Source organism: Corynebacterium ciconiae DSM 44920 (genome assembly GCF_030440575.1).
GTDB classification, from domain to species: domain Bacteria; phylum Actinomycetota; class Actinomycetes; order Mycobacteriales; family Mycobacteriaceae; genus Corynebacterium; species Corynebacterium ciconiae.
In genome coordinates this window covers 1371429-1387851 of the sequence record NZ_CP047189.1, presented here as the reverse complement: position 1 = coordinate 1387851, position 16423 = coordinate 1371429, and the positions used below count along the sequence as shown (strand labels likewise).

16 protein-coding genes are annotated in these 16423 nt (G+C 63.4%); all 16 read left to right on the top strand.

The window, feature by feature from the left end:
* Positions 1-132: 132 nt before the first annotated feature.
* The 16 genes from CCICO_RS06125 to whiA all read left to right on the top strand — a co-directional run bounded on the left by CCICO_RS06125 (position 133) and on the right by whiA (position 16009).
* Positions 133-711, top strand: a complete 579-nt coding sequence (locus CCICO_RS06125; protein WP_018019784.1) for a TetR/AcrR family transcriptional regulator — start codon at positions 133-135, stop codon at positions 709-711.
* The gene (locus CCICO_RS06120) at positions 708-2264 is read left to right on the top strand and encodes a glycerol-3-phosphate dehydrogenase/oxidase (protein WP_018019783.1); all 1557 of its coding nucleotides are present in this window, start codon (positions 708-710) and stop codon (positions 2262-2264) included. Before CCICO_RS06125 ends, CCICO_RS06120 begins: the two co-directional genes overlap by 4 nt.
* Positions 2265-2274: 10 nt before the next feature.
* Positions 2275-2577 (top strand): hypothetical protein, encoded by a 303-nt coding sequence (locus CCICO_RS06115; protein ID WP_018019782.1) that lies wholly within the window; start codon positions 2275-2277, stop codon positions 2575-2577.
* Positions 2578-2810: 233 nt separating this feature from the next.
* Positions 2811-3314: a peptide deformylase gene (gene def, locus CCICO_RS06110; protein ID WP_018019781.1), complete on the top strand. Its 504-nt coding sequence runs from the start codon at positions 2811-2813 to the stop codon at positions 3312-3314.
* 88 nt (positions 3315-3402) lie between these two features.
* Positions 3403-4359, top strand: coding sequence for a methionyl-tRNA formyltransferase (gene fmt, locus CCICO_RS06105; protein ID WP_018019780.1), 957 nt, complete (start codon positions 3403-3405; stop codon positions 4357-4359).
* Positions 4356-5999, top strand: a complete 1644-nt coding sequence (locus CCICO_RS06100; protein ID WP_083878298.1) for an RsmB/NOP family class I SAM-dependent RNA methyltransferase — start codon at positions 4356-4358, stop codon at positions 5997-5999. The genes fmt and CCICO_RS06100 overlap by 4 nt, the downstream gene beginning before the upstream one ends.
* Before the next feature lie 21 nt (positions 6000-6020).
* Positions 6021-6683: a ribulose-phosphate 3-epimerase gene (gene rpe, locus CCICO_RS06095; protein WP_026161459.1), complete on the top strand. Its 663-nt coding sequence runs from the start codon at positions 6021-6023 to the stop codon at positions 6681-6683.
* 10 nt (positions 6684-6693) lie between these two features.
* Positions 6694-7725: a bifunctional diaminohydroxyphosphoribosylaminopyrimidine deaminase/5-amino-6-(5-phosphoribosylamino)uracil reductase RibD gene (gene ribD / locus CCICO_RS06090; RefSeq protein WP_018019776.1), complete on the top strand. Its 1032-nt coding sequence runs from the start codon at positions 6694-6696 to the stop codon at positions 7723-7725.
* The gene (locus tag CCICO_RS06085) at positions 7726-8346 is read left to right on the top strand and encodes a riboflavin synthase (protein WP_018019775.1); all 621 of its coding nucleotides are present in this window, start codon (positions 7726-7728) and stop codon (positions 8344-8346) included.
* Positions 8346-9629 carry a bifunctional 3,4-dihydroxy-2-butanone-4-phosphate synthase/GTP cyclohydrolase II gene (locus CCICO_RS06080; RefSeq protein ID WP_018019774.1) on the top strand — a complete coding sequence of 428 codons (1284 nt, stop codon included), beginning with the start codon at positions 8346-8348 and terminating at the stop codon, positions 9627-9629. Before CCICO_RS06085 ends, CCICO_RS06080 begins: the two co-directional genes overlap by 1 nt.
* 5 nt (positions 9630-9634) lie before the next feature.
* A complete protein-coding gene (gene ribH, locus CCICO_RS06075) occupies positions 9635-10105 on the top strand; it encodes a 6,7-dimethyl-8-ribityllumazine synthase (protein WP_018019773.1) in 471 nt (156 codons plus the stop codon).
* Between the two features lie 143 nt (positions 10106-10248).
* Positions 10249-10755, top strand: a complete 507-nt coding sequence (locus tag CCICO_RS06070) for a PH domain-containing protein (RefSeq protein WP_018019772.1) — start codon at positions 10249-10251, stop codon at positions 10753-10755.
* Between the two features lie 87 nt (positions 10756-10842).
* A complete protein-coding gene (gene uvrC / locus CCICO_RS06065; RefSeq protein WP_018019771.1) occupies positions 10843-12888 on the top strand; it encodes an excinuclease ABC subunit UvrC in 2046 nt (681 codons plus the stop codon).
* A gap of 63 nt (positions 12889-12951) precedes the next feature.
* Positions 12952-13938 carry an RNase adapter RapZ gene (gene rapZ / locus CCICO_RS06060; protein ID WP_018019770.1) on the top strand — a complete coding sequence of 329 codons (987 nt, stop codon included), beginning with the start codon at positions 12952-12954 and terminating at the stop codon, positions 13936-13938.
* A gap of 78 nt (positions 13939-14016) precedes the next feature.
* Entirely contained in the window at positions 14017-14988 is a 972-nt protein-coding gene (locus CCICO_RS06055) for a gluconeogenesis factor YvcK family protein (RefSeq protein WP_018019769.1), read from the top strand.
* 31 nt (positions 14989-15019) lie between these two features.
* The gene (whiA, locus tag CCICO_RS06050) at positions 15020-16009 is read left to right on the top strand and encodes a DNA-binding protein WhiA (protein WP_018019768.1); all 990 of its coding nucleotides are present in this window, start codon (positions 15020-15022) and stop codon (positions 16007-16009) included.
* Positions 16010-16423 lie beyond the last annotated feature (414 nt).

Here is a 16423-nt window from a genome sequence, read left to right as displayed (position 1 = left end):
GTGTAAAGATCACGCCTACTCGTGTAGAAGTACTGTGAGCAGGTGCTTATCGACGATTAATTCCCCTCAACCTAAAACATGTAAAGAGCGTGTTGTTGACACCCCCGTGGAGCGGCGGGGGACAATGAGGCCATGGGGATCGATATTGACCAGGCGATTATGCAGGCCGCCCGCGAGCTCGTGCTCGAGTCGGGCATTCGCGGAACCACCATGTCCGCGGTAGCCCGCGGGGCCAAGATTTCGCGCCCCACGCTCTATGCGCGCTTCTCCGGTAAAGACGCCGTGATCAGCAAGCTGCTCACCCACGAGCTCATCGACGTCACAATGTCGGTGCAGCGCCAGCCCGCCACCGGCCCGCAGCTGGTAGACGCCCTGCTCGAAGCAGCACGCATGGTGGCTGTGCACCCAGTGATCACCACCATCGTGGAGGAGCAACCCGAGCTATTGGGCACCTACTTCTTCCGGCGGCTCGGCGAATCGCAGATCAGGATCATCGCCACCCTTGAGCACATGATCGAGACGGTGCAGCAGCAGGCCCCAGAAACCATCTGCCCGCGCAGCGCGCACGCTCTGGCCACCATGTGCTGCTCCATGCTGCAGCACTCCGCCCTCAGCTCCCGAATCTTCGCCCCGATCCTTCGGGCCCATCAACCCAGCGGCACCTGGGACCAAGAATTGCGACTCATCCTAGAAGGGTACTTACTGCCATGAACACTGCCTTAAACGCAGCTCGTCGTGCGGAAGACATCGCCTATCTCACGTCTAACCCCACAGACATCGACCTCGTGGTCATCGGCGGTGGCATTACCGGCGTCGGTATCGCACTCGATGCTGTCACCCGCGGACTGAACACTGTGCTGCTCGAGCGGCGCGATCTCGGCTTCGGCACCTCCCGCTGGTCCTCCAAACTGGCCCACGGCGGGTTGCGCTACCTTGCCAAATTCGAGGTAGGTATCGCCTTGCACTCCGCCAAGGAGCGCGGGCTGCTCATGGAGCATAACGCGCCCCACCTGGTGCGCGCACTTCCGCAGGTGGCCCTGCTGGGAGCTGATACCAACCTGGTGCAAAAAGCAGCCATGCGCATGGGCTTTATTGCGGGTGACATGCTGCGCATTGCCGCTGGCACCAGCTCCTCGGTGCTGCCGCGCTCTCGGTTTGCAGGCAAGAAGGAGACCCTCTCGCTGTGTCCGACCGCCTCGACCGACAAGCTGCACGGCTCGTGGGTGAACTATGACGGCCAGATGATCGACGATGCCCGCATCGTCACAGCCGTGGCCCGCACTGCTGCCGGGGAGGGAGCGCGCATTATCACCCAGGCCGAGGTGATTGAGGCCCACGGCACGGGAGTAACCATTCGCGATGGCCTCGATGGCTCCGAATTCAGCATTTCTGCCCAAGCCGTGGTTAATGCCACTGGTGTGTGGGCGGGCGTGGTGGACCCAGAGATCAAGGTGCGCCCCTCCCGCGGCACCCACATTGTGGTGGATGCCGCCACCGTGGGGCACCCCACCGGCGCGCTCACAGTGCCGCTGCCCGGATCCATCTCCCGATACGTGTTCTTGCTGCCGCAGCAATTCGACCGCGTCTACATTGGTTTGACCGACGAGGACACCCCGGGTCCGATCCCGGATGTACCACCCACCCCAGAGGATGACATCGAGTTCATCCTCGAGGCCATCAACCGAGGCTTGGGCACCAAGCTCACTCGCAAGGATGTGATCGGCGCCTTCACCGGCCTGCGGCCGCTGATCGACACCGGCGGAGACGGCAGCACCGCGGATCTTTCCCGCCGGCACAGCACCATCGAGGCACCCAATGGGCTGATCTCCATCGTCGGTGGCAAATACACTGAGTTCCGGCTCATGGCGGAAGAAGCCATCGATGAGATCCTGCAGCGCAAGGGCCTGCGGGCCGGGCCTTGCCGCACCCGCAGCCTGCCCTATGTGGGTGCGCCCAACCACCCAGCGATGTTGCGGGTGGCCAAGGCCGATCTCGCCCAGCTGCCCGCCTCACTGGTGGAGCGTTATGGCTATGAAGCCCCGGCGGTGGTGGCCGAGGCTGAGATCGAGCGCCCGCTGGATCGCGTCGCCGGGCTGGATATCACCCGCGCTGAAATCGCCTTCGCCGTCACCCACGAGGGGGCGCTGACAGTCGATGATGTGCTCGACCGCCGCACCCGCATCGGCCTTGTGGAACGTGACCGCACGGCCGCCTATGAAGAAGTCAACAGCATTGTTCAAGCAGTGCGTGCCCACACAGAGTAAGGACTTAACAATGAAGCTGTCACAGCGCGCCGCGCGCATGAGTACCCATGGTGTTGCCCGCATGCTCTCTTGGGCGCAGGTGAACAAACCCGGATTAGTGGCCAAGGCCATCCAGTTCGCGATCGCCCATTCCCACTCCTCCGCGAAGGCCCCAGAAGATAGCCACGCCCCGCGTACAGCTGGGTTGCAGGCCGCAGCACAGGCGGCGGGCGTACCCGAGCCGCTGCGTTTCGAGCGCACGAGCGGCATCGTTGCGGCCTCCGCGATCGCGGCCATCACCCCCGCCCAAAGCGAGCAGTTGGCCCACAGCTAGGAAAGCGCCACAGGGCCTATATATAAGGAATCATTCACCCATCGCGTTGTGGCTGGTGCACACAGCAGCCAGAGGCGGTGGGTGTGTGTCGTTGGACGACGGCGTCGATAAGCGCACAGCACCTTGTGGCATAGCGATAGCCTGCCGACCACAGCGCTGCGACCGCGTGCCTATAGTGGGGGAGTCACAACCCTTTAGTTCCTGCTTCACACCCTAAGGAGACACGCCGCATCATGACCGTTCGCGAGGTTCGTTTATTTGGCGATCCGGTGCTGCGCAGCCGCGCCGACGAGATCACCACCTTTGATGAGTCATTGCGTACCCTCGCTGAGGACATGTTCGAGACCATGGAAGAACACCACGGTGTGGGGCTGGCAGCGAATCAGGTGGGGATTACGCAGCGAATTTTCGTCTACGACTGCTCGCACGAAACCCCCGGTGCCCGCGGGGTGGTGATCAATCCCGAATGGCAGGCGCTTGATGATGCCACCGAGCTGGGAAACGAGGGCTGCCTGTCCATCCCCGGGGTGCACAAGGATGTCGAGCGCTCCGCCCGCATCCGTTGTACAGGCCTCGACCTCAACGGCGAGGAGATCAGTTTCGAGGCCACTGGGCTGCTTGCGCGCTGCGTGCAGCACGAAACCGATCACCTCGACGGGGTGCTTTTTCTCTCCCGCCTCAGCCCGCAGCTGCGCAAGGAAGCCATGGCGGAGATCCGCGCTTCCGAGTGGTTCTAAACCCGCAGTGTCTCAGCACTGCACTATGCTTATCGACGCATAACTGATCCCCGCGAACCCCACGACCCCAAGGACATACTCTCAGCCCATGCGCCTAGTATTTGCCGGCACCCCAGAACCCGCCGTTGTGGCCTTGACCAGGCTGCTCGATTCCGAGCACGAGGTGCTCGCCGTGATCACTCAGCCGGATGCGCGGCGCGGCCGCGGCAAGAAGCTGCAGCCCTCGCCGGTGGCGGCTCTGGCCGCTGAACGTGGCATTGAGATTCTTACTCCGGCCACCTTGAAAGCCGATAGCGAGGACGGCCGCGCGGTACGCCAACGGTTGGAAGAGCTGGCCCCAGAGTGCATCCCGGTGGTGGCCTATGGGCAGCTCATCCCCGAGGATCTCCTCCACCTGGCCCCGCATGGCTGGGTGAATCTGCACTTTTCCATTCTTCCGGCCTGGCGAGGTGCCGCTCCGGTGCAGTCGGCGATCCTGCATGGAGATGACATCACCGGCGCCTGCACCTTCCGTATTACTCAGGGGCTCGATACCGGGCCGGTGTTGGGCACGATCACGCAGCGCATCGGCGCCCATGACAACGCCGATGAACTTCTCACCACCCTTGCCTACGCCGGTTCTGACCTGCTCGTAGCCACCATGGATGGGCTGGAGGCAGGAGCACTGGAGGCGCGGGAGCAGCAGGGCGAGCCTAGCTATGCGCCCAAGATCACTACCCACGACGCGAAGTTGGATCTCCAGCAGCCTGCGATGGCGATCGATCGCGCGATCCGCGCCTTCACCCCCGCCCCCGGTGCGTGGGTACTTAACGAGGCAGAACAGCGAGTCAAGATTGGTGCGGCCCGTCTCGCTGAGGATGCCGACGCGGCACCCACCCTGGCGCCTGGGGCGGTGGCAATCACGAAGAAGGCCGTCTTCCTCGGCACAGGCACAACCCCACTCGTGGTGGAGAAGGTGCAAATGCCGGGCAAAAAGATGATGGAGGCCACCGCGTGGGCGCGTGGCGTGCAGGCAGTAGATGCAGAAGGGATGCAGTGGCGATGAGCAGTGGCGGAGGTTTCCGATCGCGGGCAAAGAAGACCTCAACGGGCACTGGGCGTGACAAGCGTCAGCAGCGCGGAGAACAATCATCGCGTGGCACCCGGCAGGAGCAGCGTGGAGGCCGTGCTCGTGGCGGGCGAGCTGGTGGTCCGGCGCGTCAGGATCGCGGGCCTGTGGTCTCGCACTCACGTGATGCGGGCCGAGGTAGGGGCCGCGAGCAACGGCGCGGGCCCAAGCAAAGCGGTGGCGGGCTGAGTTCGCGCCAGCAGGCGGCCGCGTTGCGTGAACACGAGGTGGATGCGGCGCGCATTGTGGCCCTACAGACCATTATGGCGGTGCGCCGCGATGATGCCTTCGCCAATCTCGTGCTGCCGAATCTGCTGCGAGAGCACTCGCTCACCGGCCGCGATGCCGCTTTCGCCACCGAATTGGCCTATTGCAGTTTGAGGGCCCGCGGCGTGCTGGATGCCATCATCACCCGCGCTGCCGCACGGCCGCTTAAGGACATCACTCCTGAGCTGCTCGCCGTGCTCGAGTTGGGTACCTACCAGCTGCTGTTTACCCGCGTGGAGGCGCACGCGGCCCTTGATACCTCGGTGCGCATGGCCCGTGGCCTCGGCCACGAGCGCGCCACCGGATTCATCAACGGCACCTTGCGCACCATCAGCCGTTCCGACCGGGAGCACTGGCTAGACGAGGCCGGCCCCAGCATGGGCATTGCCCGCACCGCCTTTCGCGCCCAACACCCCACCTGGATCGCCCGCTCCTTTGCCACTGCCCTCGGCATCGACTCCGAGGAGCACAACGCGGAGCTAGAGGAAGCCCTCGCGGCTGATTCCCAGCGTCCCATCGTGCACCTTGTGGCCAAGCCCGGACAGATCAGCGCCGAGGAACTAGCGCTCATCAGCGGCGGGGAGGAGGGTGCTTATAGTCCCTATGCGGTCTATCTGCCCGAGGGGGATCCCGCCGAGTGCCCGCCGGTGAAGGAAAAGCTCGCCGCGGTACAAGACGAAGGCAGCCAGCTGATCGCCCGGGCCTTGACCGAAGCCCCGCTGGAAGGCACAGACACTGGCCGCTGGTTGGATCTCTGCGCCGGCCCTGGCGGCAAGGCCGCGCTGATTGCCGCAATTGCTGGTATCGACGGCGCTACCGTCGACGCCGTGGAGCCCGCCGCTCACCGGGCCAAGCTCGTGCGCGGTGCCACCGAGGGACTGCCCGTGCGTGTGCACCAGGCTGATGGACGCAGCCCGGGGCTGCGTTCGGGCTATGATCGCATCCTCGTCGACGCCCCCTGTTCTGGGTTGGGCTCTCTACGGCGTCGCCCCGAAGCCCGCTGGACCAAAACCGAATCCGATATCGCTGAGCTCACCCAGCTGCAGGCCGAATTGCTCGAGTCCGCGATCGGGCTGGTGCGCGAAGGGGGAGTGATTGTGTATTCCACCTGCTCACCCGATGTACGTGAGACCCGAGAGATCGTGGATCAGGCCCTCGAGCGCCATCCCGAGTTGGAAGAGGTTGATGCCCGCCAGCTCGTTGCGCCCATGGCTGATGTGGGTGAGCACCTCTCGGTGCAGATGTGGCCGCACCGCCACGGCACCGATGCGATGTTCTGCGCGGTGGTGCGCAAAAAGAGTGTGTCCTAGGGGTGTCGTATGATCGAGGGCATGAACACCCCGATCATCGCCCCTTCCATTCTTGCTGCAGATTTCACCGCCCTTGGTGCCGAGATCGATCGCGTGGCCAACGCCGATTGGCTGCACGTGGACATCATGGACGGTCACTTTGTGCCCAATCTTTCCTTCGGCCCGGGCATTACCGCCAATGTCAATGACCACACCGATGCCCACCTAGACGTCCACCTGATGATCGAGCGCCCCGAGACGTGGATCGACACCTACGTCAAGGCCGGTGCGGATTGCATTATCTTCCACGTCGAGGCCGTAGACGATCCGGTGGCCGTGGCTCGGCAGATCCATGCCCACGGCATCAAGGCCGGTTTCTCCCTTCGCCCTGGCACCCCGATCGAGCCGCTGCTCAGCGATCTCGAGCACTTCGACCTCGTGCTGGTGATGAGCGTGGAGCCAGGCTTCGGTGGCCAATCCTTCATGCCGGAGCAGCTGGAGAAAGTCCGCGCCTTGCGCTCGGAGATCGACTCGCGTGGCCTGCCCACGCTCATCGAGATCGACGGTGGCATCAGCGCCAACACCATCGAGCAGGCTGCCGCTGCGGGCTGTGATGCGTTTGTGGCCGGCTCCGCGGTATTCGGTGCCGAGGATCCCGATGCCGAGGTCGATCGTCTCCGGGACCTAGCCGCCGCGGCCCGCTAAGCCTGCGTCAGTGCACCAGCTAGATCCTGCGGCACTGCTGCGCCGCGCCACCGAGCTTTCCCGCGCAATCGCGGGCACCACCGCACCTAACCCGGCGGTGGGCTGTGTGATCACCGACGCCACCGGCACCGCCATTTTCGGCGAGGGTGCCACGCAGCCACCAGGAGGGCACCACGCCGAGATCGAGGCACTGCTGGCCGCCGGCGCTGCCGCCTACGGCGGCTGTGCATATGTCACCCTCGAGCCGTGCAATCACACGGGGCGTACCGGCCCGTGTGCCGAGGCTCTACTGCAGGCGGGCATCGCGGAGCTGCACTATATTCACTCCGATCCCAACCCGGTGGCCAGTGGCGGGGCCGAACGGCTGCGTTCAGCTGGAGTGAAGGTGGTGCAGCATGGGCAGTTGCGTAGCGAGCCGCTAGTACCGTGGCTGCTCAGCACCCGGCTGGGGCGAGCCCACATCACGCTCAAAGTGGCGCACACGCTCGATGGGTTCACCGCCGCCGAGGATGGCACCAGCCAGTGGATCACGGGGGCAGTTGCGCGGCGCAGGGTGCACGCCGACCGCGCTCGACGCGATGCCATCGTGGTGGGCACGGGTACGGTGCTTGCCGATAATCCACGGCTGAACGCCCGCCCCGAGGACGGCGGCGAGTATTCCCATCAGCCCGAACCGATCGTGGTGGGTAGTCGTGCTCTGCCGGAGCACAGCCACCTCGCGCAACGTGGGGCCCACCGCTGCGCCAGCATTCCGGAGCTACTGGACTATCTGTCCGCGCGTGGGCATGTGGATGTACTCGTCGAGGGCGGTGCCAGCCTTGCGGGCTCGCTGCTCCGCGCTGGGCTGGTGGATGCGCTGGAGTCTTATACCGCGCCCACTCTGCTTGGTTCCGGCCGCGGCATCAGCGGGGGTGGGTTGGCGCGAACGATCTCCGAGCAGAAACGCTTTGTGCTTGAATCGAGCGAAGTGCTTGGTGCCGACGTGCTGCTCATCGCCCGTTCGCCGCAGGCTCACCGGCTTCTCATAGACAGAGAGGAATAAATGTTTACCGGACTAGTGGAAGAAATCGGCCACGTGGCCGCCATTGACCACGGCACAGATTCTGTGCGGTTGAGCATCGCCTGCACTCGGGTGATGGAGGATGCCACCCCTGGCGCCTCCATTTCCGTCAATGGTGTGTGCTTGACTGTTACGGATTATGACGACTCTGGTTTCAGTGTCGACGTGATGCAGGAAAGCCTCGATCGCTCCAGCATCGGCCAGCTACAGCTGGGAGATGCCGTCAACCTTGAACGGGCCATGGCCGCCGGCGGGCGCTTCGGCGGCCACATCGTGCAAGGGCATGTCGACGCAGTGGCCACCCTGATCTCCCGTACCCCAGGCGAACGGTGGGAAGTCTTTCGCTTCAGCCTGCCGCCCCAACTTTCGCGCTATGTGGTGCACAAGGGCTCCATTACTGTCAGCGGCACGTCGCTTACCGTCAGCGCCTTGGGACAGAATTATTTTGAGGTCTCGCTGATTCCCACCACGCTGCAAGAGACCATTCTGGGAGAACTCGCCCTAGGGCAGATGGTGAATCTCGAGGTGGACGTGATCGCCAAATACGTAGAGAAGTTGACTCTCGGCGCCCAGCCGAGCCGCGGGAAGGACACGGAAGACTAATGACTACTTATGATCGCGTGCGTTTGGACTCCGTGGAGGAAGCCCTGCGCGATATCCGCGATGGTAAAGCCGTGGTGGTGGTAGACGATGAAACCCGCGAAAACGAAGGCGACATTATCTTCGCCGCAGAAAAGGCCACTCCAGAGCTGATGGCCTTCATGGTGCGGTACTCCTCAGGCTATATCTGCGCCCCGCTGCCGGCCCGCGATTGCGACCGGCTGGGGCTGCCGCCGATGACCACCCACAACGAGGATGCGCGCGGCACCGCCTATACCGTTACCGTGGACGCCAACACCGGCACCACCGGTATCTCCGCTACCTCTCGTGCCGAGACCGTGCGCCGATTGGCAGATCCGTCCAGCACCCCAGATCATTTCACCCGGCCCGGACATGTGGTGCCCCTGCGTGCTCGCGAGGGCGGAGTGCTTGTACGCGCCGGCCATACCGAGGCGGCTGTCGACCTCGCCCGTCTGGCCGGACTGCGCCCCGCCGGGGTGCTCTGTGAGGTTGTCTCCGAAGACGATCCCACCGACATGGCCCGGGCTCCCGAGCTACGCCGCTTCTGCGATGAGCACGACCTTAGGCTCATCTCTATCGAGCAGCTCATCCACTACCGCCGCCGCTACGAGAAACTCGTGGAACGGGTGACTGACACCGTACTGCCGACCGACTATGGCACCTTCCGGGCCATCGGCTATCGCAGCATGGTCGACGGCACCGAGCACGTCGCGCTGGTGGTAGGAGACCCCGCCAGCGACGGCGGCGAGAATGTTTTAGTGCGCATCCACTCCGAATGCCTCACCGGTGATGCCTTCGGCTCACGGCGCTGCGACTGCGGCCAGCAGCTGCACAGCTCCATGGAGATGGTGCAGCAACGCGGGCGGGGAGTGGTGCTCTACATGCGCGGGCATGAAGGCCGCGGAATCGGCCTGCTCGCCAAGCTCAAGGCTTATCAGCTTCAAGACGGCGGGGTAGACACGGTGGATGCCAACCTCACCCTCGGTTACCCGGCGGATGCTCGCGAGTATGGCACAGGTGCGCAGATCCTGAACGATCTCGGCATTAGCTCGCTGGATCTGCTGAGCAATAATCCCGCCAAACGGCACGGCATCGAGGGCCACGGGCTGAGCATCGCTCACCGCACGCCCGTTCCAGTGCAGGCCCACGAGGACAATATTCGCTACTTACGCACCAAACGCGATCGCATGGGCCACGATCTTCCCGTGGTCGAAGAATGGGACGCCACTCACCCCGCCACCACCACCGAACCAGCAAGGAGCTAAACACCATGGCTACCCAAGGACTCCCCAGCACCCCGAAGATCAAGGCAGAGGGGTTGACAGTGGGGATCGTGACTGCCACCTGGAACGAGGAGATCTGCGACCAGCTCCACGCCCGCGCTATCGAGCAGGCCCGCGAGCTAGGCGCCAAAGTGATCGAAGCCCGGGTGATGGGCGCACTCGAGCTGCCCGTGGTGGCCCAAGCGCTCGCCGAACAATGCGATGCCGTGGTGGCCAATGGGTGCGTGATCCAAGGCGGCACCCCGCACTTTGACTATGTGTGTGACTCTGTCACCGAAGGGCTCACCCGCATCGCCCTTGATGAGCGCACCCCAGTGGGCAACGGGGTGCTCACCACCCACACCGTGGAGCAGGCCCGCGATCGAGCAGGCTTCGCCGACTCGGTGGAGGACAAGGGAGCGGAGGCCACGGTTGCTGCTCTGCATACGGCTGCGACGCTGGCGAGGTTGCGTCGATAAGCATAGACGCGGCGGCCTGAGTCAGCAGCTGCGGGAGGTTTTAGCCCTCGAGCATGCAGGCAGGTAAGTTTGGTCTAGTGATACTGAAGGCGCCGGCGATGCGGCCGGTGCCGCGCAGAAGCAGAAAGTGGTTGGGATAGATAGTGACTAGCTCGCGCGAAGAGAACCTGCAGACCTACGTCTCGGCGGACGCGGCCACCACCACCAATAAGCCTTGGGAGCTGGAGGTCAGCTCCCGCACGCTGCGGCTGATTTCGTGGATCGCCATGGCAGCGGTGCTCGCTATTCACATCTTCATGGCGTTCGTGGTGGCTGTCGGCGATACTGGCGCGGCTGTCACCCCCATTGACCAATGGGCCTTCGTCGGCATTGGCCTCGTGTTTGTGTGGCTGTGCTGGGGAATCCGGCGGCCGCGGGTACGCGCCAACGCCGACGGGGTAGAGGTGCGTAACTTCATCGGCACCCGTTTCTATCCTTGGCAGCTGATTTATGGGCTGTCCTTTCCGAAGAAGAGCCCCGCTGCGCGCCTCGAGCTGCCGGATTTCGAGTTCGTTCCCATGTGGGCCTTCTTCGCCCGCGATGGCGAGCAGGTCGTGCGCGCTGTCAGCGCATTCCGTGAGCTCGAAGCCCGCTACATGCCTCAGGACTAGCTGACCTCGGGCCCTTTTCGCCCTTGGTCTTTCTTTATCCGTCATCCGCACGCCCAGAGCTCTCTGAAGGTGGCACCCACTTTTCTCATGGCTGATCCAGCAACCTATCGCCCCGCCCCCGGCACCATCCCCGTGGATCCGGGGGTGTACAAATTCCGCGATGAACACGGCCGCGTCATCTACGTGGGCAAAGCGAAATCGCTGCGCTCGCGGCTGTCGAGCTATTTCCAAGACGTAGCTAATCTGCACCCGCGCACCCGGCACATGGTCTTCGCTGGGGCCAGCGTGGAATGGACAGTGGTCTCCAGCGAGGTCGAGGCCCTGCAGCTGGAATACACCTGGATCAAGAAATTTGATCCGCGGTTCAACGTCAAATACCGCGACGATAAAACCTATCCCGTGCTGGCAGTCTCGGTGGGAGAGGACTATCCCCGCGCCTTCGTCTACCGCGGCCCGCGACGGCGCAACGTACGCTACTTTGGCCCCTACTCGCATGCCTGGGCCATCCGCGAAACTCTTGATCTCCTCACCCGTGTCTTCCCCCTACGCACTTGCTCCGCAGGAGTGTTCAAGCGCCACGAAAGCCTTGGCCGGCCTTGTCTGCTCGGATACATCGATAAATGCTCGGCCCCCTGTGTGGCTCGGGTAACCGTTCCCGAGTACCGAAAGATCGTATCTGGCTTCATCGACTTTATGTCCGGACGTACCGACCAGGTGGTCTCGCGTATCGAAGCGGACATGTATGCCGCCTCCGAGGAGCTCGACTTTGAAAAGGCTGCACGGCTGCGCGATGATCTCGGCGCCGTGCAGAAAGTGATGGAGCGCCAAGCAGTGGTGCTGGGCGACGGCACCGATTGCGACATCATCGCAGTGGCCACCGACCAGCTCGAGGCGGCCGTGCAGATCTTCCACGTCCGCCAAGGGCGCATCCGCGGCCAGCGTGGCTGGATCGTGGAAAAGGACGCTGATACAGCCAGCAATTCCGAATTCAACGATGCCGAGGACCCTGCCATCCCGGCACTGTTGAGCAAGTTCCTTACCCAGTTTTACGGCGATGCCGCCGAGTCTTCTGAGCACGCCGAACTGGATGTCTCCGATCATCGCCGCGGGGTGGATCAGGAATCCCGGGCCACTCCGGAGCGCCAAGCGGTGATCCCCCGCGAAGTGCTCGTTCCCGCCATGCCGGAGGATGCCGAGCAGCTGCGCAGCTGGCTCACAGAACTCCGCGGGGCGAATGTGGATGTGCGGGTGCCGCAGCGCGGCGATAAGCGCGCCCTCGCCGAGACCGTGGCCCGCAACGCCGCCGAGGCGCTCAAGCAGCACAAGCTCAAGCGCATTGGGGATCTCACCGCCCGCTCAGCTGCACTGCAGGACATCCAAGAGGCCCTTGGTTTGGAGCAGGCCCCGTTGCGCATTGAATGCACTGATATCTCCCACATTCAAGGCACCGATGTGGTGGCTTCGCTGGTGGTGTTTGAAGACGGTGCGCCCCGCAAGGCAGATTATCGTCGCTACAAAATCAAGGAGGCCGCAGGCGAAGGTCGCTCGGACGATGTCGGCTCCATCGCAGAAGTTACCCGCCGCCGATTCCTGCGCCACGGCACGGACAAATCCGCAGTGCCGCACGAGGAAGAATTCGACGGTTCCACCTTCAGCGATGAGAAGGTAGAAGAGCAGTCCGCCGAGGCCAAGCACTTTGCCTATCCGCCGAATCTCTTCATCGTTGACGGCGGCCTGCCGCAGGTCAATGCCGCCCAGGCGGTCTTCGATGAACTCGGAGTGGTAGATGTCACCCTCATCGGTTTAGCTAAGCGCCTCGAGGAGATCTGGCTGCCCGGCGAGGAAGACCCGTTGATTCTGCCGCGTAACTCCCAAGGGCTGTTTTTGCTGCAGCAGATCCGCGATGAGGCCCACCGCTTCGCCATTACCTTCCACCGCCAGCAGCGCTCCAAGCGACTGCGTCACTCGGCGCTCGATTCTATCCCGGGGCTCGGGCCGGCCCGGCGTACCGATTTGGTCAAGCACTTCGGTTCGGTAAAGAAACTGCGCGAGGCCAGCGTGGAAGGGATCCAGGCAGTCAAGGGCTTCGGGCCGAATCTCGCCCAGGCCGTCTATGACGGATTGCATTCTTAAGCACGAGAAGGCTACCTATGATCGCCGCCTCCCAGCTGCGTGTCTGTGGCTAGAATGAAAGCCATGGATCGAGCCCCTCACTCCCGCGATACGACACGAGATTCCCGACCGGCCACGGCGCCTAGCCGCAGCGAGAAGGCGCAGCCAAGCGCTGCGCCTACGGAGAAGGACGCTGGGCAGTCGCTGGAATCGAAGCCCGTACTGATCACCGGCATGTCTGGGGCTGGGCTGAATACAGCGGCCCGGGTGCTGGAGGATCTCGGCTATCACGTGGCGCAGAACTTGCCGCCCGCGATGGTGTTGGAGTTTGTGGATCTGTGCCTGCGCGAGGACTCGCCGGTACGGAAGTTCGCCGTGGTGACGGATGTGCGCTCCCGTGAATTTACCGGCAGTTTGGACCAAACGATCGCCGAGCTGAGCGAGCGGGGCCACAATCCCACGGTGCTGTTCATGGAATCCCGCGATGATGTCCTCATTCGCCGTTTCGACTCGGTGCGTCGCACCCACCCGCTGCAAGGATCGAGCACACTACAAACCGGTATCGAGCGCGAGCGCGCCGTACTTTCTGCGGTAAAGGAACAAGCCGATGTCGTCATCGACACCTCCGAGATGTCGGTGCATGACCTGCGGCGCTCTATAGAGTCGAGCTTCGCCACGCTGCGCCGCCGCCGGCAGCACATGACCGTGCAATCTTTCGGCTTCAAACACGGTGCCCCAGCTGATGCCGACATTGTGGTGGATGTGCGCTTTTTGCCCAATCCCTATTGGGTGCCAGAGCTTCGTCCCTTCCGCGGCACCGATCAGGCGGTATCTGATTATGTGCTCTCCCAGCCGGGGGCGGAGGAGTTTATAACCTCCTTTTTGGCGATGCTCACCCCGATGACCACCGGCTATCGCCGCGAAGGCAAGAACTTCATCTCGGTGGCTGTGGGCTGCACGGGCGGGCACCATCGCAGCGTGGCGGTAGCCGAGGAGCTGGCCCGCCGCATCAGGCAGAGCTTCAGCGATGTGGACGTCTCCGTGGCGCACCGCGACTTCAACCGTAACTAGCCCTGCACCCGCTTGTATGCCTTGCCCTGTGTACTCCCTTTAGTTCACCTCGCTGTAGAAACGAGATAGACGCAACGTATGTCTGTTAAACCTGCTGTGATTACCAGTCTCGGTGGCGGCCACGGCCTCTTCCAAACTTTGCGCGCCGCCAGGCTATTGGCCACTGATTCCGTGAATGCCGTGGTGACCGTGGCCGATGATGGCGGTTCCTCGGGGCGCATTCGCAAAGAGCTCAACCAAGTTCCGCCGGGGGATCTTCGCATGGCGCTGGCCGCGCTATCGGAACGTAGCGATCATGGTTTGCTGTGGGAAGAATTGCTGCAACACCGCTTCGGCGGCACGGGTGCCCTAGCCGGCCACGCCGTTGGCAACCTGCTCTTGGCTGGGCTGGGGGAGATTCTCGATTCGCCGGTAGCAGCACTCGATACGGTGGCCCGACTGGTGGGCTGCGCCGGCCGGGTTCTACCCATGGTGGAGGAGCCCCTCGATATCGAGGCGGATGTGGCAGGGCTGGACGATGATCCCCGCATCATGCACCCCGTGCGCGGCCAGGTGGCGGTAGCTACCACCCCGGGCACGGTGCGGCGGGTGCGCATCATCCCCGAAGCTCCGACCGTGAGCGAGCACGCCCGCGAGGCGATCCTTGGCGCCGATATCGTTACCCTCGGGCCTGGTTCGTGGTTTTCCAGCGTGATTCCGCACCTGCTGGTGCCGGGCATCGTAGACGCCATGTCCGAGACCACCGCCCAGCGGGTGGTGGTGCTCAATCTCACCTCCGAGCCAGGCGAGACCGCTGGATTTTCTATCGAGCGCCACATTCACATGCTGTCCCAGCATGCCCCACGGCTGCAGGTGGATCGCATCATTATCGACGCCGATACCCCCTTCACCCACAATGAGAAGAGCTATCTCATTCGGGCCGCAAAGAAGCTCTCGGCCGAGATCGATTTCGCCCCCGTGCGTGGCCGCGACGAGGCCGGCAGGTACCTTGATACCCACGATCCGCAGCGCCTCGCCGAGGCTCTAGCCACCGCCTACGCCCAGCGCTAAGTACCACCGCTTCAGATTCATAGGGAGGACCATGGCCTCGCTCACCGCGCGCGTCAAAGAAGAACTCGCGGTCGCCCGCTGCACTCGGCCTCAAGCCCGTGCCGCGGAACTGGCTGCCCTCATCCGCTACGGCGGAGAAATCAGCATTAGCAATAATCAGCCGGTCATCGACATCGAGGTAGACACCGAGGCGATTGCCACCCGCACCAGTGTGTTCTTCCGCGAGCTTTTCGACGCCACCCCGCAGATCATCGCCCCCGGACCCAGCAGTAGCGCCAAGGACAGTCGTTACACGCTGCACGTGGAGACAGGAGCCCGCGACATCATTCGCCGTCTCGGGCTGGTGACCCGCTCGGGCCACCTCGTGGTGGGCATGCCACCGCATATCGTTTCCGGCACTGTGGTGGAAATTGAGGCCGCGCTCCGCGGGGCCTTTCTCGCCGCCGGCCAGCTCGCCGATCCGGCTCGATCCACAGCGCTCGACATCGCGGCTCCCTGTACCTTGGCGGCTTCCGCGTTGGTGGGCGGGGCTCGGCGCTTAAACGTCAGCGCCAAAGCCAAGGAAACCCGTGGGGTAGTGAAGGTAGTGGTGAAAGACGGCACCGATATTGGTGTGTTGCTTGCCCGTATGGGTGCTCACCTCACTCGTTTGCAGTGGGATGAGGAGCGCATCAAGCGTGAGGATCGGGCCTCGGCCAACCGGCTTGCGAACTTCGATGATGCCAACCTGCGTCGCTCGGTGCGTGCGGCGGTGGCCGCAGCCGCCAAAGTGGAGCGCGCCATGGAAATCCTGGGTGATGATGTGCCTGCCCATCTCGTTGAAGCTGGGACACTACGCATCAGACATCGCCAAGAATCCTTGGAAGAGCTCGGCCGCTTGGCTGATCCGCCCATGACCAAAGATGCGGTGGCCGGACGTATCCGTCGGCTCCTCACTATGGCCGATAAGAAGGCCGCCGAGATCGGGGTGCCGCCCACCAGTGAGGCAGTGGTGGAAGACAATCTCGATGAGTTGAGCTAGCGAGCGACAAAACGCTGCTGGTGTGGATGGGGCTGATGAGGCGGAAGAGAGCTAGCGCGGACACCCCAAAGCGGCCACTGTGAGTAATCCCACTATCGTCCCGTGAAGGTGAAGGCAGGCGTAGGAAACGCCCCCACTGCACGGGGCGATCTTCACATTCGGGGGTGGTGGCGGCGTCATGCGGTGGGAAATCGGACGTTCGGGCTCCGTAATCGCATAATCGGACACCCTAACCTTTTTGTTTTATTGGTTTTCGAAGGGTTGAGCGGGCATGAATGGGCGTCGATAAGCGAAGAAAGTGGGCTTCAGCCACTGCATAAACGCCCTTGCGTCGGTAGAGTGTGTAAGTGACACCGGATGAGCCGGACCGCCCCGCCGAAGACGGCACATGTGGGAAACCACAACAGCCTCGGC